The organism is Collimonas sp. NPDC087041, assembly GCF_044745265.1.
In the GTDB taxonomy this organism is placed as follows: Bacteria; Pseudomonadota; Gammaproteobacteria; order Burkholderiales; family Burkholderiaceae_D; genus Collimonas.
Genome location: NZ_JBIUZX010000007.1, coordinates 26,857 through 46,783 on the forward strand (window position 1 = coordinate 26,857; position 19,927 = coordinate 46,783).

Annotated in this window: 17 protein-coding genes and 1 riboswitch; of the genes, 10 read left to right on the forward strand and 7 right to left on the reverse strand. The window is 57.4% G+C overall.

Annotated elements, in window-relative coordinates; all coding sequences use genetic code 11:
* Positions 1-28: 28 nt before the first annotated feature.
* Entirely contained in the window at positions 29-2,005 is a 1,977-nt protein-coding gene (locus tag ACIPF8_RS14210; protein WP_400421940.1) for a transglycosylase SLT domain-containing protein, read from the reverse strand.
* Between the two features lie 38 nt (positions 2,006-2,043).
* On the opposite strand from ACIPF8_RS14210, the gene ACIPF8_RS14215 reads away from it, so the two are divergent.
* A complete protein-coding gene (locus ACIPF8_RS14215) occupies positions 2,044-2,643 on the forward strand; it encodes a 5-formyltetrahydrofolate cyclo-ligase (protein ID WP_400421941.1) in 600 nt (199 codons plus the stop codon).
* A gap of 107 nt (positions 2,644-2,750) precedes the next feature.
* Here the strand turns inward: ACIPF8_RS14215 and metF are convergent, their stop codons facing one another.
* The 5 genes from metF to metK form a co-directional block, all read right to left on the reverse strand.
* Positions 2,751-3,593 carry a methylenetetrahydrofolate reductase [NAD(P)H] gene (gene metF / locus ACIPF8_RS14220; protein ID WP_400421943.1) on the reverse strand — a complete coding sequence of 281 codons (843 nt, stop codon included), beginning with the start codon at positions 3,591-3,593 and terminating at the stop codon, positions 2,751-2,753.
* Positions 3,594-3,938 carry a phage holin family protein gene (locus ACIPF8_RS14225; RefSeq protein ID WP_061534700.1) on the reverse strand — a complete coding sequence of 115 codons (345 nt, stop codon included), beginning with the start codon at positions 3,936-3,938 and terminating at the stop codon, positions 3,594-3,596.
* Positions 3,939-4,041: 103 nt separating this feature from the next.
* A complete protein-coding gene (ahcY, locus tag ACIPF8_RS14230; protein WP_400421945.1) occupies positions 4,042-5,472 on the reverse strand; it encodes an adenosylhomocysteinase in 1,431 nt (476 codons plus the stop codon).
* A 26-nt stretch (positions 5,473-5,498) separates the two neighbouring features.
* A riboswitch (S-adenosyl-L-homocysteine riboswitch) is annotated at positions 5,499-5,572 on the reverse strand.
* Positions 5,573-5,666: 94 nt separating this feature from the next.
* Positions 5,667-6,734 (reverse strand): AI-2E family transporter, encoded by a 1,068-nt coding sequence (locus tag ACIPF8_RS14235; RefSeq protein ID WP_082797994.1) that lies wholly within the window; start codon positions 6,732-6,734, stop codon positions 5,667-5,669.
* Positions 6,735-6,945: 211 nt separating this feature from the next.
* A complete protein-coding gene (metK, locus tag ACIPF8_RS14240) occupies positions 6,946-8,106 on the reverse strand; it encodes a methionine adenosyltransferase (protein ID WP_400421947.1) in 1,161 nt (386 codons plus the stop codon).
* Positions 8,107-8,405: 299 nt separating this feature from the next.
* Between metK and ACIPF8_RS14245 the strand changes: the two genes are divergently transcribed.
* The 3 genes from ACIPF8_RS14245 (at position 8,406) to dapF (ending at position 11,098) form a co-directional block, all read left to right on the forward strand.
* The gene (locus tag ACIPF8_RS14245; RefSeq protein ID WP_400421948.1) at positions 8,406-9,272 is read left to right on the forward strand and encodes a lysophospholipid acyltransferase family protein; all 867 of its coding nucleotides are present in this window, start codon (positions 8,406-8,408) and stop codon (positions 9,270-9,272) included.
* Positions 9,269-10,138, forward strand: a complete 870-nt coding sequence (locus ACIPF8_RS14250) for a lipid A biosynthesis acyltransferase (RefSeq protein WP_400421950.1) — start codon at positions 9,269-9,271, stop codon at positions 10,136-10,138. Before ACIPF8_RS14245 ends, ACIPF8_RS14250 begins: the two co-directional genes overlap by 4 nt.
* Positions 10,139-10,234: 96 nt before the next feature.
* Positions 10,235-11,098, forward strand: a complete 864-nt coding sequence (gene dapF, locus ACIPF8_RS14255; protein WP_400421952.1) for a diaminopimelate epimerase — start codon at positions 10,235-10,237, stop codon at positions 11,096-11,098.
* 25 nt (positions 11,099-11,123) lie between these two features.
* Here the strand turns inward: dapF and ACIPF8_RS14260 are convergent, their stop codons facing one another.
* A complete protein-coding gene (locus ACIPF8_RS14260; RefSeq protein WP_400421954.1) occupies positions 11,124-12,719 on the reverse strand; it encodes a tetratricopeptide repeat protein in 1,596 nt (531 codons plus the stop codon).
* Positions 12,720-13,121: 402 nt separating this feature from the next.
* Here ACIPF8_RS14260 and ACIPF8_RS14265 point away from each other — a divergent pair, with 402 nt between their 5' ends.
* From ACIPF8_RS14265 to ACIPF8_RS14290, 6 genes are all read left to right on the forward strand, one after another.
* Positions 13,122-14,231: a porin gene (locus ACIPF8_RS14265; RefSeq protein WP_400421955.1), complete on the forward strand. Its 1,110-nt coding sequence runs from the start codon at positions 13,122-13,124 to the stop codon at positions 14,229-14,231.
* Positions 14,232-14,744: 513 nt separating this feature from the next.
* Positions 14,745-15,950 carry a porin gene (locus ACIPF8_RS14270; RefSeq protein ID WP_400421956.1) on the forward strand — a complete coding sequence of 402 codons (1,206 nt, stop codon included), beginning with the start codon at positions 14,745-14,747 and terminating at the stop codon, positions 15,948-15,950.
* A 220-nt stretch (positions 15,951-16,170) separates the two neighbouring features.
* The gene (locus tag ACIPF8_RS14275) at positions 16,171-16,827 is read left to right on the forward strand and encodes a DUF484 family protein (protein WP_400421957.1); all 657 of its coding nucleotides are present in this window, start codon (positions 16,171-16,173) and stop codon (positions 16,825-16,827) included.
* 19 nt (positions 16,828-16,846) lie between these two features.
* Entirely contained in the window at positions 16,847-17,821 is a 975-nt protein-coding gene (gene xerC, locus ACIPF8_RS14280; protein WP_400422436.1) for a tyrosine recombinase XerC, read from the forward strand.
* A gap of 248 nt (positions 17,822-18,069) precedes the next feature.
* Positions 18,070-18,669, forward strand: a complete 600-nt coding sequence (locus tag ACIPF8_RS14285) for a Fur family transcriptional regulator (protein WP_400421959.1) — start codon at positions 18,070-18,072, stop codon at positions 18,667-18,669.
* A 72-nt stretch (positions 18,670-18,741) separates the two neighbouring features.
* Positions 18,742-19,803: a CobW family GTP-binding protein gene (locus ACIPF8_RS14290; RefSeq protein ID WP_400421961.1), complete on the forward strand. Its 1,062-nt coding sequence runs from the start codon at positions 18,742-18,744 to the stop codon at positions 19,801-19,803.
* The last annotated feature ends 124 nt before the right edge of the window (positions 19,804-19,927 follow it).

Genomic DNA, 19,927 nt, shown 5'->3' on the forward strand with positions numbered 1-19,927 from the left:
AGGTTGCCAATGACGGCAACCCGACGTATCAAGGCAGCGCCGATTCGACAAAGCCTTTCGGCGCCACGGTGCCCAGGCGCGCTTTCAACGATTGCGGCTTGCCATCAAACAGCGCAGCGTAATACGTCGCATTGGACAACACATTCTTGACGTAGCCACGGGTCTCGCTGAACGGAATCGACTCGGCGAACACCGCGCCCTCGACCGTGCCGGGCAAGGTCGAGCGCCAAGCCCGTGGCCGGCCTGGACCGGCATTATAGGCCGCCGACGCCAGCGCCTGCGAGCCATCCAAGTCGTTCAGCACCATGCTCAGGTAGTTGGTGCCGAGCAGGATGTTGGTATTCACATCGGAAATCTGATCGCTGGTAAATCCGCTCAGGCCGATTTTCTTGGCGACATAGCGTGCCGTCGCCGGCATCACCTGCATCAATCCGCTAGCGCCGACATTCGAGCGGGCGCTTCTGATGAAGCGTGACTCTTGCCGGATCAGCCCGTAAACCCAAGCCATGTCGAGTCCCAGGTTTTGGGTATTGGTGGTCATCACGTCGCGATGCGGGGATGGGAAACGCTGGGTGAAATCGACTTCGACCTTGGTCCGATCGGAAGTATTCACCATGCGATCCAGCACGTTGTTCTGACGCGCGAATTCGGCGGCGGCAAGCAACTGACGATCGGTCATCTTGCGCAGCTCCCAATTCCATTCACGCACGCCTTCGAAGCGCAAGTTCATGTCGAAGAAACGCAGCGCCCGGCGGAAGCCCTGGTTATTCGCCATCGGCGCCATTTCTGCCGGACTAAAAGCCTGGGTCGAAGAAACCGCGATAATTTTCTGTCCCAATTCTTCCAACGCCAGTTGGCCATAGAAATTCGTCTGGTCTGCGATACTTTGGAATTGCTGCTGGGCCAGATCGACTTTTCCGTCAGCCTGGTTGGCGCGCGCCAGCCAATAAATCCAGGTCGGGTCGGCGCGCAATGCCTCCGGCATTACCTCAATGCCGCTCTTGACCAGTTTCCAGTCGCCCGCGCGCAAGGCGGAACGGATCCGCCATTGATACGCATCCGCCGACAACGGAGTGCTGGTCTTTACCTTGCGCCAATAATCGACAGCTTCCGGTTCCAGTTTGAGCGAAGATTGCAGTGCGATCTGCGCCCAAGCCAGCGACCGCTCCGACGAAGTCAGTTGATCGGATGACCCGGTCAGTGCCGCTGCGGCGCGGCCGGTATCGTTTTTAGCGACACGTCCCAAGGCAAGGATGAATAGTTCATGACCGGTGCGACCAGCTCCCGGGCCGCGCGCCACGACCAGTGCCGACTTGTCGATAGCCTGCGCCACCTGCGTGTCGTCGGCATCGATAAATGGCGTCATGCGCCGAGCGACACCGGCGAAGCCAGACTCCACCGCCTGGCGAATCTGGAACCACACATCATCCGCGGTGAATTGTCCATTCTGCGCCAACAAGCCGACCAGGCCGGTGCAGCCCTGCCCGAAATCCTTAGGCGTGGTCAGCAAGGCGCGCGCATCCGCTGCGACATTAGTGCCTTTCAGCGCTGCTGAAGTCAACGCATAGCATTTCAATTGGGTGTCGTCGTCCAGCACAAATTTCGGATACTGCTCATCGAAAGTGGCCCAATCGCCTGCCTTGCCCAACTCCAACAGCCAGTCGTTACGCAAACGGTCGGCAATAGCGCTGCCGTCGTAGCGCGTCAGGTAATCGCGGATATCCGATTGCGGCGCGACCAGATCCTTGATCAGCGGTTTCAAACGGTAATAATCGACATACGAGGGAATGTCATAATCAGTCAGGGTGGCAGCCAGAAGCTCTGCCTTGTCGGCATTATTGGCGCGCGCAGCGTCGCGCAATGCCAGAAATGCATCGTCCTGGCTGGCAAAATTGGGCGCGGTAGCGCTTCCAGCGGAACGCTTTTGGGCATAAGCTGCTTGAGACAAGGCAACCGAGGAAACCACGGCGACGGCAACGACAGCAAGCCATTTCTTTTTAAACATATAACTAGCCAACCTTAAATTTACGAATGCGAATGATGATGTCTAGCATAGCATGTGATGCCAGTGATGCAACACCAGAAAGCGGCGAAGACAAAGCCTTGTTGCGGCGCGCACTATTGACGGCGCGGCAATCGCTCGATGGCGCGACGCGCAGTGAATGGGATAACGAACTGGGCCGACGTGTGACCTCATGGGTTGCGCAGTGGCGCGAGACAAACCCGGGCGGCGCGCTAGGTGTGTACTGGCCGATCCGCGGCGAACCCGACCTGCGCCCGGCCTATGCAGCGCTGGCGGCCAGTGGCTTGCAACTGGCATTGCCAGTGGTAGTTGGAAACGACATGGCGTTGCGCTTCGTCGCCTGGACACCTGGCGAGGTCATGCAGAAGGACAGCTTCGGTGTATCGATACCGGCCAGCGACGTGACGGTTGCGCCAACGGCGCTGCTGATTCCTTGCGTCGGCTTCAACCGGAACAGGATACGGCTCGGTTACGGCGGCGGATTCTATGACCGGACCTTGGCGGTTGAGCCACGTCCGCAGGCGATCGGGATTGCTTATTCTTGCGGGCTGGCGAAATTTGACGGAGCTGCGCATGACATTGCGCTGGACGCCATCATTACAGAAGCCGATGGATTATAGATTTACCGGGCGAGCGCCGGTGTCGTGATTTTCTTGTCGGTCTTGTTGGGATTATCGGCATGACGCGTGGGCAGAAAGACCTGCCCACGCGTACACCCCGAAACGAGTTATAACTTGAGCCGCTGCCAGATCGCAATCGTCGCCGGCGACTGGTTCAGCGTGTAGAAATGCAAGCCCGGCGCGCCGCCCGCCAGCAGTCGTTCGCACAACTGCGTCACCACATCCAGCCCAAACGCCCGGATCGAATCGGTGTCGTCGCCGTAGCTGGCCAGCTTGAGACGAATCCAGCGCGGGATCTCGGTGCCGCACATGTCGGAAAAACGCATCAGTTGCGAGTAGTTGGTGATCGGCATGATGCCGGCCACTATCGGTACGCTCGCACCCAGTTTCTGCGCCTCGTCGACAAAGCGGAAATACGCATCGGCGTTGTAGAAATACTGGGTGATGGCGCCGTTGGCGCCGGCCTTGACCTTGCTGACGAAGCGCTGCACGTCATCCTGCGGCGACTTCGCCTGCGGATGCATTTCCGGATAAGCGGCGACTTCGATGTGGAACCAGTCGCCGGTTTCGGCGCGGATGAATTCCACCAGTTCATTCGCGTAGCGGAATTCGCCGGATGAAATGTCCATCGCACCGTAACCGCTCGGTAAATCGCCGCGCAAGGCCACCAGACGCTTGATGCCGTGACTCTTGTATTGCGTCAGGATCTCCCGCAACGATTCGCGCGAACTGCCCAGGCAAGACAGATGCGGCGCCGCCTCATGGCCTTCGCTGCGAATGTCCAGGACCGTATCGAGCGTGCCTTTCTGCGTCGAACCGCCGGCGCCGAAAGTCACCGAGAAATATTTCGGATGCAACTCGGCCAGCTTGGCGCGCGTCACCCGCAGTTTTTCAGCGCCTTCGGGAGTCTTGGGCGGGAAAAATTCAATGCTGAAATTTTTTCGCGACATTTAATTCTTCTTCAGTAACAAGGTGGACAAGGCCCACGAAACGATGCTGTACAAGATGGCGCCGCCGACTGCCGACCAGAAGCTGGCCACATAGAAACCGCTCACCAGGTGCGACACCAGCCAGAACATCAGGCCGTTGATGATGAAGATGAACAGGCCCAGCGTCAGCAGGGTTGCAGGCAGGGTCAGCAACAGCAGGATCGGGCGGATCAGCGTGTTGACGAAACCGAGCACCAGCGCCGCGATCAATGCCGCGCCGAAGCTGGAAAACTGCACCGAATGCATCAGGTAAGGCACGGCCAGCAACGCCAGTGTGTTAATCAGCCAGGTAATCAGTAAGCGCATCGGGGATCCTCTTGATGATGGGATGTGTGCTGCGTCGGCATTTCGAATCAGCGAGATGCCGACGCACGGTACAACTCAGGCAATTGCCGTATCGGCGGCCTGATTAATAACGATAGTGCTCTGGTTTGTACGGACCGGTTTGCTTGACGCCGATGTAGGCGGCCTGCTCTTCAGTCAATACCGACAACTGCGCATTCAGTTTCTTCAACTGCAGGCGCGCGACTTTTTCATCCAGGTGTTTCGGCAGCGTGTACACGCCGACCGGATAGGCCTTGGTGTTCACGAACAGTTCGATCTGGGCGATGGTCTGGTTGGCGAACGACGAGCTCATCACGTAGGACGGATGGCCGGTACCGCAACCCAGGTTCACCAGGCGGCCTTCTGCCAACAGGATGATGCGCTTGCCGTCCGGGAAAATGATGTGATCGACTTGCGGCTTGATGTTTTCCCAGGTGTACTGCTTCAGGGCGGCGACTTCGATTTCATTGTCGAAGTGACCGATGTTGCAGACGATTGCCTGGTCTTTCATCTTTGCCATGTGCGCATGCGTGATGACATGGTAGTTGCCGGTGCAGGTGACGAAGATGTCGCCGTGCTCAGCCGCATAATCCATGGTGACCACACGATAGCCTTCCATCGCCGCCTGCAATGCGCAGATCGGATCGACTTCAGTTACCCAGACTTGCGCCGACAAGGCGCGCATCGCTTGTGCCGAACCCTTACCGACGTCACCGTAACCGGCGATCACGGCAACCTTGCCGGCGATCATGACGTCAGTGGCGCGCTTGATGCCGTCGACCAGCGATTCGCGGCAACCGTACAGGTTGTCGAATTTCGATTTGGTTACGGAGTCATTGACGTTGATCGCAGGGAAAGCCAGCTTGCCTTCCTTGTGCATCTGGTACAAGCGATGCACGCCAGTGGTGGTTTCTTCGGTCACGCCCTTGATCTGGGCCAGACGTGTGGAGTACCAGTTCGGCGCTGTGGCCAGCTTTTTCTTGATCGAATTGAACAGGCAGATTTCTTCTTCCGAACCTGGATTGTTCAGGACCGAAGCGTCCTTTTCAGCACGGGTGCCGAGATGCAGCAGCAGGGTTGCATCGCCGCCGTCGTCCAGGATCATGTTGGCTTGTTCTTCGCCCGGCCATTCGAAAATGCGGTGCGTGAATTCCCAGTAGTCGTCCAGCGATTCGCCCTTGAATGCGAACACCGGCGTACCGGCAGCGGCAATCGCAGCGGCGGCGTGGTCCTGGGTCGAATAGATGTTGCAGGATGCCCAACGCACTTTGGCACCCAAAGCTTCCAGGGTCTGGATCAGCACTGCGGTCTGGATCGTCATGTGGATCGAACCGGTAATGCGTGCGCCCTTGAGCGGCTGTGCAACGGCAAATTCATCGCGGATCGCCATCAGGCCCGGCATTTCGGTTTCGGCGATCTTGATTTCCTTGTCGCCCCAGCCAGACAGGCTGATATCGGCAACGACGTAGTCTTGGGTGGAAGATGTTGTAGAGTTGTTCATTACAGCGGCGTTCATCACGCCCTCCTTTCGTTAGAAAAAAAGTAACGTGAGCGCAGTTGCATATTGACCGTTCCAAGCCTGGCAGACCATGTCTGTCGCAACGCTCCTTGGATACGATCCATCATTTTAAAGCAAAACGGCGGATTTTCGGCTGACTAAATCACACATTACGGCTATCCCTGTAATGCAATAGCAGGCGTCATGTCAGGTCAGACCCACCCCATCTCATGCAACTCGCTCTTGATATAAGCATAGTAAATCGGCGCTGCCACCAGCCCCGGCAAGCCAAACGCAGCTTCAGCCAGGATCATCATCAGCAGCATTTCCCAGCTGCGCGCATTGATCTGCGAACCGACAATCCGCGCATTCAGGAAATATTCCAGCTTGTGGATCACCACCAGGAACACCAGCGCCGCCAATGCCACGTAAATCGACACCGACATCGCAACCAGCACGATCAACGTATTGGAAATCAGGTTGCCGATCACCGGCAGCAAACCCGCCAGGAAAGTGACAATGATCATGGTCTTGGTCAACGGCAGATGAATACCGGCCAGCCGCAGCACCACCTCCAGGAAGATCGCTGTCAGTACCGTATTCAGCAATGAAATCTTGATCTGCGCAAACACTACGCGGCGGAACGCCTCGGCCAGCAAATGCGCCCGCCCCAGCAATTCACCGGCAAGCGGCTGCAACAGCGGCATCGGGTGCGCGGCGTTCATGGCAATCATGGCGCCCAGCACCATGCCGATCAGCACATGCACGAATACCTGCACCGCTTCCTTGCCGGCCAGTTGCACTTCGCCGCTATGCGATTGCAACCAGTCGCCGACGATCTGGCGAATGTCATCGACATCATCCGGTAGATATTGCTGCAGCCAGGCTGGCAGTTGCGTGCGCGCCTGGTCCACCACAACCATCAATTTCGTTTGCAGCAACTGCAAGCGGTCGGGGCCGCCATGAAAGAACGCAACCAGGCCGACGATGACCAACGTCAGCAATCCGATAATGATGGTGGACAGGAACACCACGGAAATCAGGTGCGCCCGCTCGCTGGTCAAGCGGCGCTGGACGAAGGGCGTCAGCGCCCGCACCAGTTCATAGACCAGCAAACCAGCCAGCAACGCCGTCAGCATGTGCAAGGCCATCACCAGGAACAGCACGGCGATCGCCACCAGCCACGCGGCCAGCCGAAATCGTGGCAACTCCGTAATTACCGGGCGCAATTGCAAGCCATCGGGATGCGATTCAGAACCGTTTTTTGATTGGGAGGCCATGTGGAGACTTGTTTAGACCCAAGCGCCTACTTACTAGTACGTAGGACTAGTACATAGGGCTTCTTGAATCTGCAGCTTATCGTAGTCACTAAAGCGACCAGTGTAACAAGTCGTTACCATAGTGCAAAGCACGATCGGAGTCGGTAACAGCCGGGATGGGATCAGGCTGCCATGGCCGAGACTCGATCCCGACCATGGCTTTGAAGTGCTATTACAGCGCGGCGGCTTTCAGGGCGGCAGCCTTGTCGGTGCGCTCCCAGGTGAATTCCGGCTCTTCGCGGCCGAAGTGGCCGTAAGCTGCGGTCTTCTGGTAAATCGGACGCAGCAGGTCGAGCATCTGCACGATGCCCTTCGGGCGCAGGTCGAAATGTTCCAGCACCAGTTGCGCCAGCTTTTCGTCGCTGATCTTGCCTGTGCCGAAAGTGGTGACCATCACCGAAGTCGGCTTGGCAATACCGATCGCGTACGAGATCTGGATCTGGCAGCGTTCCGCCAGGCCAGCGGCGACGATATTCTTCGCCACGTAACGGCCGGCATAAGCAGCCGAACGGTCAACCTTGGATGGATCCTTGCCGGAAAACGCGCCGCCGCCGTGTGGGGCTGCGCCGCCGTAGGTGTCGACAATGATCTTGCGACCGGTCAGGCCGCAATCGCCTTGCGGGCCGCCGATGACGAAACGGCCGGTCGGGTTGATCAGGTAGCGCGTATTCTGCAGCCATTCCTTCGGCACTACCGGCTTGATGATTTCTTCGATCGCAGCTTCTTCAATCGCGCGATGTTCCATTTCCGGTGCGTGCTGGGTCGACAGCACTACGGTATCGATTGCCACCGGACGGCCGTCGACATACTTCAGGGTAACTTGCGATTTTGCATCCGGACGCAGCCAAGGCAGGCGGCCGTCCTTGCGCAATTGCGATTGACGCTCGACGATACGGTGCGCGTAATAAATTGCGGCAGGCATCAGTTCCGGCGTTTCATCGCAGGCGTAGCCGAACATCAGGCCCTGGTCGCCGGCACCCTGGTCGAGGTCGAGGCCTTTGCCTTCGTCCACACCCTGAGCGATGTCCGGCGATTGCTTGTCGTAACCGACCAGCACCGAGCAGCTCTTGTAGTCGATGCCATAATCGGCGTTGTCGTAGCCGATACGCTTGATGGTTTCGCGCGCAATGGCGATGTAATCGACATTGGCATGCGTGGTGATTTCACCGGCGAGCACGACCAACCCGGTGTTGCAAAGGGTTTCGGCGGCTACGCGTGCGAGAGGGTCTTGTGTGAAAACTGCGTCGAGAATCGCATCCGAGATTTGATCTGCGACTTTGTCCGGATGACCTTCCGAGACGGATTCCGAGGTGAAGAGGTATTCATGTGCCATTGCAAGCTCCAACAAAAAAACAGTGGTGACCATGTCGCAGTCAATCCTGTTGAGCCTGCGACGCTTTAGCGAAATTTGTATGCCGCCTCGCAAGTTGTCTATTAACTCGGCGGATGATGCAGAAGACTATATATTAAGATATCGCCTTCATACATCTGATCTGGATCCAAAAATGCTGTTTCAACACCATTTCGAGATCGGACTATTGTGCTATTTTACGCCACTTGAAAAAAATCGCCAAAACCCGGCGTTTTTGGTGCTAATCCGGTTCCTTATTTGGCTCTTCCTGGGCTTCTCCAATGCTTGTAACGCTTTTCCGCCTGCTGTCGACACTGCCGCTATCTTTCTTGCACGCAATAGGGAGCGCGTGCGGCTGGCTGGTTTACCTGGCGTCAGCCTCGTATCGCAACAAGCTCAAGGACAACCTGTTCCGCGCCGGCTACCCGAATCACCTGTCGCAAGCCATCAGCGAATCCGGCAAGAGCATGTTCGAGCTGCCGTTCATCTGGTGCGCCTCGCCGCAGCGGGTATTGCGCACTGCTACCATCGAAAACTGGGAACTGGCGCAAGCGGCGCTGGACGCCAAGACCGGCGTGATTTTCCTGACGCCGCACCTCGGCTGCTTTGAAATCATCGCCCAGGCGATCGCCGCCAAGACATCCCTGACCGCGCTGTACCGGCCGCCGCGCAAGGATGCACTCAAACCATTGATCGAAGGTGCGCGCGGACGCCACAACCTGTTGCTGGCGCCGGCCAACCTGGCGGGTGTCCGCACCTTGTTCAAGGCCCTGAAGAAAGGCCAGGCAATCGGCCTGCTGCCGGACCAGGTGCCGCAGAACGGCGAAGGCATCTGGGTCGATTTCTTCGGCCGCCCGGCCTACACCATGACGTTGCCGGCCAAGCTGCAGCAGATGAGCGGCGCGCCGCTGATCCTGTCGTATGCCGAGCGCCTGCCCTTCGGGCGCGGCTATGTCATTCGTTTCGTGCCGTTCGAAGGCAACCTGGGCGATACGCCTGAGCAACAGACGCTGGCCATCAACCGTGCCATGGAACAACTGATTGCGCGCTGCCCGGCGCAATATATCTGGAGCTACAACCGCTACAAGACACCACCCGGTGTGGAAGCGCCGCCCGCGACTGCCGCGGCAACAAAGGTGGATGCATGAGGGCCTTGATCGGCCTGTTGTGGCTGGCGCACTTCCTGCCGCTGTGGATCCTGGGACCGGTCGGCGAAGCGCTGGGCTCGCTGCTGTTCATCATCATGAAACCGCGCCGCCACATCACGTTGACCAATCTCGCCACCTGCTTCCCGGATATGCCGGAAGCAGAACGCCGAGATCTGGCGCGCCGCCATTTCCAGGCCTATTCGCGCAGCGTGCTGGAACGCAGCGTGTTGTGGTGGGCGTCGGAAAAACGTTTGCGACGCCTGATCCAGATCGATTCGGCGCTGCCGCTCGACACCTTGCAAGCCGGACCGACAATCTTGCTGTGTCCGCATTTCGTTTGCCTGGAAATCCCCGGCATCGCGCTGGTGCTCAATTCTTCGCTGTCGATCTGCACCATCTATACGCGCCAGCAGGACGCCGTGGTTGATGCCGCATTGCTGAAGGGCCGTTCGCGTTTCCGCCCGGTCAAACTGTTTTCCCGTGAGCAAGGCGTCAAGCCGATCATCCGGGCGATGCGCGAAGGTTATCCGTTCATCATGCTGCCAGACATGGATTTTGGCCTGAAAGACGCCGAGTTCGTGCCGTTCTTCGGCGTCCAGGCAGCAACCCTGACGGCGACCGCGCGCATTGCCGCCGCCACCAAGGCCAATGTGGTGCCGATGATCGCCACCTTCCTGCCCGGCTACAAGGGTTGGAAAGTGACCTTCTATCCGGCCTGGGAAAACTATCCCGGCGACGACATCGTCGAAGCCACGCGTCGCATGAATGCCTTTATCGAGGAGCGCGTGCTGGAAGCACCGGCTGAGTACTTCTGGGCGCACAAACGCTTCAAGACGCGCCCGCCGGGGGAAGCAAGTATTTACTAACCGCGTACCAACCGCAATCCTGCGGCGATCTGCTGAAGCGTTGTAATTTCCCCGCGCTGCACAGCATTGCGTCGCCGTTTCCCGCATAATGAAGCCATGAAACTCAAATTCACCAAAATGCACGGCGCCGGCAATGATTTTGTCGTCATCGATGCGATTCACCAGCACATCGACTTCACGCCAGCACAGTGGCAGTTGTTGGCCGACCGTCGCTTTGGCGTCGGCGCCGACCAGATGCTGGTGGTGGAAAAGCCGCAGGCCGACAATGTCGATTTCCGTTACCGCATCTACAACGCCGACGGCGGCGAAGTCGAGCAATGCGGCAATGGCGCCCGCGCATTCGTCAAGTTCGTCACCGACAAGGGCCTGACCGACAAGCGTCAGATCCGGGTAGAAACCATGTCCGGCATCATCGAGCCGAAGCTGGAAAGCGACGGCCGCATCACGGTCGATATGGGCGCGCCTATCCTGACGCCGGCCGAGGTGCCGTTCGATGCCAGCAATCTGACTGGCAGCATGCTCGGTGACGATACCGCATGGCCGCTGGAAATCCATGGCAAGCAAGTGCTGATGTCGGTGGTATCGATGGGCAATCCACATGCAGTGCAAGTGGTCGACGACAGCGAGGCGGCGCCGGTCCTGATCGACGGCCCGGTGATCGAACATCACCCGCGCTTCCCGAAGCGCGTCAACGCCGGCTTCATGCAGATTGTCGATCGCCATCAGATCAAGTTGCGCGTGTTTGAACGCGGTGCCGGCGAAACGCTCGCCTGCGGCACCGGCGCTTGTGCGGCTGTGGTAGCGGGGATTCGGCGCGGCCTGCTGGATTCGCCGGTCAAGGTGCAAACCCACGGCGGCGAACTATCGATTGCCTGGGCTGGAAACAATCAACCGGTGCTGATGACCGGGCCGGCGGTTTCTGTCTTTGAAGGCGAAATCGAAATCGGCGCGGCTAGCTGACTTTCCGCGCATGCGGTCGCCGCGCTCAGTCGGGATCGGCCTCCTGCGCCGCTTCCGGTATGGCGGCCTTGAAACGATACAGGCGCTGCCGGTAATTTCCTTCCGGCCCGTTCGGGCCGCAATCGACATCTTCAAACAAACGCGCAATCCGGCTCAGCGCCTGGCGCTCATCGCCGGTCTGGATCAAGATCAAGCGCCGTTTACTACGTGCGTATTGGGAGCGGATGTCGACCGCCAGGCAGTGACCGCAATCGGCCAGGTTCAAATCCAGCAACAAGGCTTCCGGCCGACTCAGGCCGAACAAGGTTGCCAACTCGATCCGCGCCGCCAGAAACGGATGCGCCTTGGACTGTTCGCGCGTCATTTGGCGCTGGGCCGCTTCGGCCCACGCTGCCGGCTGTGCGCTGTCGGCAATCTTGGCCAGTAAATCGGCCGCTTCGCTGCTGCCCTGGGCGGCGGCTTTCTGTAACCAATAAACAGCACGGACGTCGTTGGTCAATGTCTCGCGGCGATTGCGCCAGGCGCTCAAGCCGCATTCCAGTTGCGCCGCGCAATGTCCCATCTCTGCGGCATGCTCCAGATGGCGCTGCATATCCACCAGGTTGCGCTGGGAAAATTCTGACTTCAAATAGATCCGCGACAGCGCATACCAGGCGTCGGCCAGACCCGCTTCACCGGCCAAGGTCAGCCAGCGGATCGCTTTTTTGTAATTTGCCGAGCCGCTCCCGACCTGCAAACGCTGGCCGTCGCTGTTCATACGGGCGTACCACAGGCCGAGCGCCAGTTGCGCGCCTTTGTCATCGCCATACGCCGCCAGTTCGAGGAATTGCTGGACTTCGGCTGCGTCGAAGACATCGCCAGCCTGCAATACCTGAGCCGTACGGATCAACAGGGCCAGATTCTCTTCCCCGAGCTGGCGCGCCAGTGTTTCCGACGGTACGTTCAACTGCGCCAGGGTAGCGGCATATTGTTCCGACAACGCCCGCGCCAGCGGCAATGCGCGCTCCAGAAACACCGGCCAGTCGGCTTTTTCCCAGGCGATCTGGGCAAGGGATTGTTGTGCCTGCATGACGCCGGCATTCGCCGCGCGCGAGGTCCATTCCAGCGTTGCTTCTTGTTCTGTCTTGGCTTCGGGCAGAGTGCCGCTGGCCTGTGCTGCGACGCGAACGCGGTCGGATACATTGCCCGGGGCATTGTCGGCATGTTGCGCCAGCAGCCACTGCGCTTCGGCAACCCCCGAGTGTGCGACGGTTTCAAGCGCTTTGATGGCCTTGCCACGCATGGCTTGCAGCACGCCAGGATCTCGCGACGTCAACACCAGTTGGGCGAACACCAGCCCCGCCTGCATCACGCCGGCGTCAAAAGCACGTTCATACCAGATGCACAGGTCGAACGGACTGCTGAAACCGAGCGCCACCTCAAGCGGAATATGGCTGCCGATCAGCATCCAGGCTTCAGACTCTTCCTGTTGGGCGGCGCGACTCAGCCAGTGCAACGCGGTCGACAGGCTTTGCGGCAATCCATTGCCGCCAAACAGATAGCGCTTTCCTAGCGCCAGCTGTGCGGCTGCCTGCCCGGCACGGGCTGAACGAATAATCGCCAGATCTTCACGTTTAGCCATAAAGCATTCATTACGAAAACGTAAATTATGCTTGATAAATGGATTGGATTTTATTTCGGCTCAATTTTTACCGAATATGTATCTTTCTCACAACAATACGACCTCCCTCTCATCAGCTTCCGGCATGCAGATTTGCCATGCGGAAAATCGATTCGGTTTTTCTCATGTTGGAGATAGGTAAAAACAAGCCGGCAAATTTGATTTGAATAGTTGCGAGGCGTTATACGCGTAACTAAAAAACAACACAATTGGCAAATTACGTAACTTTTTACCAATTATCACAAAATCAACGCGCTAAATTTGTGGCTTTTTTAATAAGCCGAGTTAACGTTGACTCCTCCGGCAAGATGTACGGATTCCAAAGCCCGTTTTTAAAGCCCGTTTTCAAATGAAGGACGTTAAATGAAGAAATCACTCATCGCATTAGCCGCTCTCGGTACGATTGCAGGTGCAGCACAAGCTCAAACCGCAGTTACCATCTACGGTACTGTTGATACAGGCATTACTTATTCGAACCACAACGTTACCGCCAATGGCGACAACGGCAGCAAGTTCGGCGTTGGCTCAGGCAACATCGATACCTCGCGCATCGGCTTCAAGGGCGTTGAAGATCTGGGCGGCGGCCTGAAAGCACTGTTCCAATTGGAAGCCGGTTTCAACAGCGATACCGGCGCAACAGAACAAGGCACCACCCTGTTTAACCGTAAATCGGTAGTCGGCCTGGGCGGCAACTTCGGTACAGTCTTGCTGGGTCGTCAATCCGACATCCTGGATGACGCAGGTCACCAGTACACTTCCGTTAAGGACTTCGGCAATTTCGTCGGCAGCCCACATGCTCTGGATCGCCTGGAAGGCACCCGCACACAAAACTCGATCCGCTATGACTCGCCAAATATGCAAGGCTTCAAGGGCAGCGTGATCTATGGTTTCGGCGAACAAGCTGGTCAAAACTCGGCAGGCCAATCCTTCGGCGCCGGCGGTACTTATGACAATGGTCCGTTGGGCGTGTACCTGGGCTACTATCAGTCGAAATTCGGCTCGAACCCAAGCGACACACTGGTTTCCAGTATCGCTGGCCTGATTCCTGAAGAACTGCCTGTCGCCGACGGCAACACCGTCAACAAGACATTCAGCCTGGGCGCCAGCTACCAAGCCGGTCCTGCACGCCTGTACGGCAACTGGTCGCGCGTCAACGTGCCTGAGCTGCTCAAGCAAAACGTGTTCGAACTGGGCGTAGACTATGCCTTGTCGGCGCCAGTACATCTGTTGGCCGCAGTTCAACACAGCACCATGTCGATTGACGGCTTCGACGGCTCCAAGCCAAAGGTTACCCAACTGAACCTGGGCGTGGACTATTACCTGTCCAAGCGTACCGACCTGTACACACTGGCATCGTACGCATCGGGCCGCAACGGTGGCCTGGTTGGCGATATCGCCTCCCCAGCAGTGCAGAACGCCGACGGCAAGAGCAACCAGACTTCCGTTGCAGTTGGCATTCGTCACAAGTTCTAAGACGCATGACATGATTACAGTTTAGCAATCTGTTTTTGCTAATACCGTATAGGGCTACATGCCCATCAACCTTCCCGATTCAGACGTATCCCCTCCCTGATCGGGAAGGAAATTACCAGCATGTAGCCCGACATTAACTAGTAATACGAAATTTTGACGTATTTTATCGTCACCTGAATTGAAGTTGAGCAGTGTAAAAATGCATTACTTTGCAGTATTGGATACCCCCCGCAGCAATAGCATGCCAAACGGTAAATAATCCTCCCCCATCCCCGCAGTCCCCCTCTTTTCCAATTGGAAACGTCAAGCCCGGTCAAACCTTGGGCTCGCTTACGCTCGTCCCTACCGTGTGTCACAAAAATACAACACAATTAACATTCTTCGCCAATTTCGACCAATTTATAACCTCACAGCAAACCAAACCGCAGGCATGGACAGCTAGACCCCTTAATGTTCATCCATCCGGCAAGATGTACGGATCCTTAAGACAGTTTTCTAAATAAAGGACGTCAAATGAAGAAATCACTAATCGCACTGGCCGTACTCGGCGCAATCGCAGGTGCAGCACAAGCTCAAAGCTCCGTAACCATCTACGGTATCGTTGATACCGGCATCACTTACTCGAGCAAGGTTTCGACTGCAAATGGCGGCGCAAACGGCACATCGTCCGCTAACGGCAGCAAGTTTGCTGTGAACTCCGGCGTCATCCAAGGTTCGCGTCTGGGTTTCAAGGGCGTTGAAGATCTGGGCGGCGGTCTGAAGGCTCTGTTCCAATTGGAAGCTGGCTTCGCTAACGACACTGGCGCTCTGCAAAGCGACGTTGGTTCGTCGTCGACTCTGTTCCGTCGTAAATCGGTAGTCGGTCTGGGCGGCAACTTCGGTTCCGTTCTGCTGGGTCGTCAAACTGACATCCTGGACGACGTTAGCCAATGGACTTCGGTTCAAGACTTCGGCGGCGTGACTGGTAACGTTGGTCACAATCTGGACCGTTTGGAAGGTACACGTACCAACAATTCGATCCGCTACAACACACCTGACGTATCGGGCTTCACAGGTAGCCTGATTTACGGTTTCGGCGAAGCAGCTGGTCAAACATCGAACGGCCAATCGTTCGGTCTGGGCGGTCAGTACGCAAACGGCCCACTGGGTCTGTACGCTGCTTACTACCAATCGAAGAAGGGTACTACTCCTAGCGACGTTTCCCTGGTTAACGGCACAGTATTCACAGCCGGCAACGCAGGCGATACAGCTCTGAAAGTATTCTCGTTGGGCGCTAGCTACCAAGCCGGCCCAGCACGTCTGTACGGTAACTGGTCGCGCGTCAAGCAGCCACTGGCTAGCGCATGGAACGGCACAGCTCCTCTGTCAACAGCATCGGGCGCTCCTGCTTTCTACAGCGTTGGTTCGATCAACAACAACAAGTCTGACATCTTCGAACTGGGTGTCAACTACGCTGTAACTGCTCCTCTGCACCTGTTGGGCGCAGTTCAGTACAACAAGCTGTCGTTCGTTCCTGACGGCACTGGCCTGAACAGCAACGGTAAGCTGATCCAGTACAACCTGGGTACAGACTACTTCTTGTCCAAGCGTACTGACCTGTATGCATTTGCTTCGTACCTGCAAGCCAAGAACGCTGTTAACCCAGGCGTTGAAAACGGCGGCACAGGCGGCACAGCAAACCAAACAGCAGTTACTGTTGGTATCCGTCACAAGTTCTAATTTAAGTTGACCGAACCCGCTGCATGCAGCGGACCAGGTTGCTTGACTAGAAATGAAAAGACCCACATGGGAAACCATGTGGGTCTTTTTTATTGCATCGTCCGTTCGCGCAGAGACCAACGGACATTCCAGGTTGTCATTCACCGCGGTAGCGGTGTACTCTTGGTCATTCTCTGTTGTTCATATTATTTCTTCATCACTCACATCGTCCACACTCCACATGACCACCCATCTTGATCCCGATACTGTCGCCCAATATCTGATCGACTCACCGCATTTTTTTGAAGAACACGCCGAACTGCTTGCCAAGATCAGGCTGACCAGCCCGCTGCTGGGGCGCGCCGTATCGCTGCAGGAACGCCAGATGGAAGTGCTGCGCGAAAAAATAAAAGTGCAGGATCTGCGCCTCGCCGACATGGTCCGCAACGCGCAGGAAAACGATGCAATCACGCACAAGCTGCACACCTGGACGCGCAGCCTGCTGCTGGCCCGCAATGATGTCGACCTGCCGCATACGCTGGTCGACGGACTGCGCACCACGTTCGCCGTGCCGCAAGCTACCTTGCGTATCTGGGGTGTTGCCGACGCTTATGCACATACCTGGTTTGCCGCGCCGGCATCGGATGACGCCAAGATTTTCGCCAACGGTCTAAGCCTGCCATTTTGTGGCAGCAACAACGATTTCGAGGCAGCTTCGTGGCTGGAAGCGGGTGTCCAGTCGGTCGCCATGCTGCCGTTGCGGAACGGTTCGACAACCTTCGGCCTGCTGGTGCTCGGCTCCCCCGACCCGCAGCGCTTCAGCGCCGATATGGCAACCGACTTCCTGGTGCAAATCGGCGAGACGACCAGCGCCGCGTTGACCTGCCTGCTCGAATAACCCTCTTTTGCCCGACACCGTGAGCCGCGCCGCCAACCAGGCCTATCTGACCGCCTATCTGAGCAGCCTGGCCGGTCAACGCCAGCTGTCGCCGCACACGATCAGCAATTACACGCGTGACCTGGATGAACTCGCCGCCCTGACGCAAGGGCTTGGCGAGGACTGGGACTATGCCGCAGTCACGCACTTCCATATCCGCAAATTCGCCGCGCAATTGCACTCCCGTGGTTTGAGCCCAAACTCGATCGCCCGCAAGCTGTCCGCCTGGCGCGGTTTCTTCGAATGGCTGGCGGAACAAACCACGCTGGCCAGCAATCCGGTCGATGGCGTAAAAGCGCCCAAGCGCGCCAAGCCATTGCCCAAGGCCCTGGCGGCGGACGATGCGATACACCTGGTCGCCAGCGGCAACCCGCTTGCCGAGGCAGGATCGAGCCTAGCCTTGTGCAACCAAGCGATGTTCGAATTGCTGTATTCCAGCGGCTTGCGGGTGTCGGAGCTGGCTGGACTGGATTTGCGCTACACCCGCCAGGACGGCCATGAATCGGCTGGCTGGATCGATTTTGATGCGGCGGAAGTAACCGTGACCGGCAAAGGCAACAAGATGCGCAACGTCCCGGTAGGAAAGCCGGCGTTGCAGGCGATTGCCGCGTGGTTGCCACAGCGGGAAAGACTGCTCAAAGGCGATCAGGTCAACGATATTTCTGCATTGTTCCTGACTGAACGCGGCACTCGCATGTCGCCACGGGTGATTCAACTGCGTCTGAAACACCACGCGCAATCTCTCGGCATTGCCAGCAATGTCCATCCGCACGTGCTGCGCCACTCCTTCGCTTCGCACATGCTGCAAGGCTCGGGCGATTTGCGCGCGGTGCAGGAATTGCTGGGCCACGCGTCGATTGCCGCCACCCAGGTCTACACCGCTCTCGATTTCCAGCGCTTGGCGCAAGTCTATGACGCGGCCCATCCGCGAGCAAAAAAAATCCCGGATAAATGATGTAACTCCAGATTTCAATGACATTTCGCTGGCACTACCTCATCACGACGCCATCATCCTCGCGAACGCGGGGATCCAAATTACAGAGCAGAATGAAAAAAATGGATTCCTGCGTTCGCGGGAATGACGCAGCTAGCTGGAGCGCGGCAGCATCCGCCCGCACCCATTTGACGCATTTGCCACATCAAATATGCAACTGAATTGCATTTTGGGGCATAATTGAACTCTTACCTCCTACCATCGCAGCCATGAACCCAAGTCAAAAATCCAAATCTGCCGGCGCTCAAGCTGCAACAGCAGCCAAGGACAGCTCTCATCAGCATGCTGCTGCGCTGGCTGAGGCACAACTACGCGAGGTCGCCGTACGCATTACGCCGGCCCGCACCAAAGTATTGGCAACCCTGCTGGAAGCACGCTGCGCTTTTTCTCATCAGGACATGCAAGACCAGTTCGTCGACATGGACCGGGTAACGCTGTATCGCGCGCTCGATTGCCTGACCGATGCCGGCCTGGCCCACAAGATCGCCGGCGACGACCGCGTGTTCCGCTATAGCGCGGGCGCCGAACACAGCGATGCCGGCCACCATGGCGATCCAGCCCACCACGCCCAGCACCAGCACGGACATTTCAAATGCACGCGCTGCGCCAAGGTGTTTTGCCTGGATGGCAGCGGCGACGCCAATTTCCTCGATAGCGTGCTGGCCGCCGGCAGCAGCAACGACGGCGCCAGTCCGGCCGCGCTGCGCAAGCAATTGCAGCAGACCTTGCAAGAGACGCTGGGCAAAGGCTTCCAAGGCCACGAGATCGAACTGACCATCAAAGGCTGGTGCGCCGACTGCGTTCATTGATCCGGAGCCGGCACGCGCATTACCTGGCGGCTCCATCCCCTTTCTTCGTTTTTCCTTTTTCCGACTATCACTATGGCACTGATCCCGACCACCATCCTGACCGGCTTTCTCGGCGCCGGCAAAACCACCCTGCTCAACCGCATCCTGCAACAGCAGCACGGCCACAAGATCGCCGTGATTGAAAACGAGTTCGGCCAGGAAAATATCGACAATGAAATCCTGGTGCAGGACAGCACCGAGCAAATCGTTGAAATGAACAACGGCTGCATCTGCTGCACCGTGCGTGGCGACCTGATCGTCGCGCTGACCACGCTGGCGCGCCGCCGCACCGCAGGCGAACTCAATTTCGACCGGGTGATCATCGAAACCACCGGCATGGCCAATCCCGGCCCGGTGGCGCAAACCTTCTTCGTCGACGACGAAGTAGCGATGCATTTCATGCTGGACGCAATCGTCACTGTGGTCGACGCCAAGCATGCGATGTCGCAGCTCGATCAGCAAGAAGAAGCGCAACGCCAGGTCGGTTTCGCCGACAAGCTGCTGCTGTCCAAAACCGACCTGGTCGATGCCGAAGAAGTCGCTGCCCTGACGTCGCGCCTGAAACGCATCAATCCGCGTGCGCCGATCATTACGCTCGATCCGCAGCACACGCCGATTGAAGAAATCCTGGATATCCGCGGCTTCAACCTCAACGCCAAACTGGAGATCGACCCCGATTTCCTGGAAACCGAAGAACACGCGCACGATCACAGCGGCGACGATTGCGACCATCCCTCGCATCAGCATGACGGCCACCACGACGGTCACCACCATAATCACCATCACGCGCACCACGACGATGAAATCGCCGCTTTTGTTTTCAAAAGTGAAAGGCCTTTCGATACCGCCCGCCTGGATGAATTCCTCGGTGGCCTGGTGCAAGTCTATGGACCGCGCATGTTGCGCTACAAAGGCGTATTGTTGATGGATGGCGCAGACCGCAAAGTCGTATTTCAGGGCGTGCATCAAATCATGGGCAGCGATGTCGGCGGCAAATGGGACGCAAATGAGACACGCGGCAGCAAAATGGTCTTCATTGGCAAAAATCTACCAAAAGACATCTTTATTCGCGGTTTGGAGCAATGTTTGGTATAAACTATGGCAGTTTTGCGCTGGGAAATCACTGGATAGCACACCCGAAACATGATGGCATGACTGCTGATTTACGGGATTGTTGAGAACCAGACTGGATAGATGGACAGTCACAACTGGATGCGCA

Bases quoted from the DNA above. Each gene is read 5' to 3' on its own strand.
- dapF (WP_400421952.1), top strand. From the start codon at position 10,235: ATGAAACTCAAATTCACCAAAATGCACGGCGCCGGCAATGATTTTGTC.
- ACIPF8_RS14260 (WP_400421954.1), bottom strand. From the start codon at position 12,719: ATGGCTAAACGTGAAGATCTGGCGATTATTCGTTCAGCCCGTGCCGGG.
- ACIPF8_RS14235 (WP_082797994.1), bottom strand. From the start codon at position 6,734: ATGGCCTCCCAATCAAAAAACGGTTCTGAATCGCATCCCGATGGCTTG.
- ACIPF8_RS14215 (WP_400421941.1), top strand. From the start codon at position 2,044: ATGTCTAGCATAGCATGTGATGCCAGTGATGCAACACCAGAAAGCGGC.
- ACIPF8_RS14265 (WP_400421955.1), top strand. From the start codon at position 13,122: ATGAAGAAATCACTCATCGCATTAGCCGCTCTCGGTACGATTGCAGGT.
- ACIPF8_RS14285 (WP_400421959.1), top strand. From the start codon at position 18,070: ATGAACCCAAGTCAAAAATCCAAATCTGCCGGCGCTCAAGCTGCAACA.
- ACIPF8_RS14210 (WP_400421940.1), bottom strand. From the start codon at position 2,005: ATGTTTAAAAAGAAATGGCTTGCTGTCGTTGCCGTCGCCGTGGTTTCC.
- ACIPF8_RS14245 (WP_400421948.1), top strand. From the start codon at position 8,406: ATGCTTGTAACGCTTTTCCGCCTGCTGTCGACACTGCCGCTATCTTTC.
- ACIPF8_RS14290 (WP_400421961.1), top strand. From the start codon at position 18,742: ATGGCACTGATCCCGACCACCATCCTGACCGGCTTTCTCGGCGCCGGC.
- ACIPF8_RS14250 (WP_400421950.1), top strand. From the start codon at position 9,269: ATGAGGGCCTTGATCGGCCTGTTGTGGCTGGCGCACTTCCTGCCGCTG.
- ACIPF8_RS14270 (WP_400421956.1), top strand. From the start codon at position 14,745: ATGAAGAAATCACTAATCGCACTGGCCGTACTCGGCGCAATCGCAGGT.
- ahcY (WP_400421945.1), bottom strand. From the start codon at position 5,472: ATGAACGCCGCTGTAATGAACAACTCTACAACATCTTCCACCCAAGAC.
- metF (WP_400421943.1), bottom strand. From the start codon at position 3,593: ATGTCGCGAAAAAATTTCAGCATTGAATTTTTCCCGCCCAAGACTCCC.
- ACIPF8_RS14275 (WP_400421957.1), top strand. From the start codon at position 16,171: ATGACCACCCATCTTGATCCCGATACTGTCGCCCAATATCTGATCGAC.
- ACIPF8_RS14225 (WP_061534700.1), bottom strand. From the start codon at position 3,938: ATGCGCTTACTGATTACCTGGCTGATTAACACACTGGCGTTGCTGGCC.
- metK (WP_400421947.1), bottom strand. From the start codon at position 8,106: ATGGCACATGAATACCTCTTCACCTCGGAATCCGTCTCGGAAGGTCAT.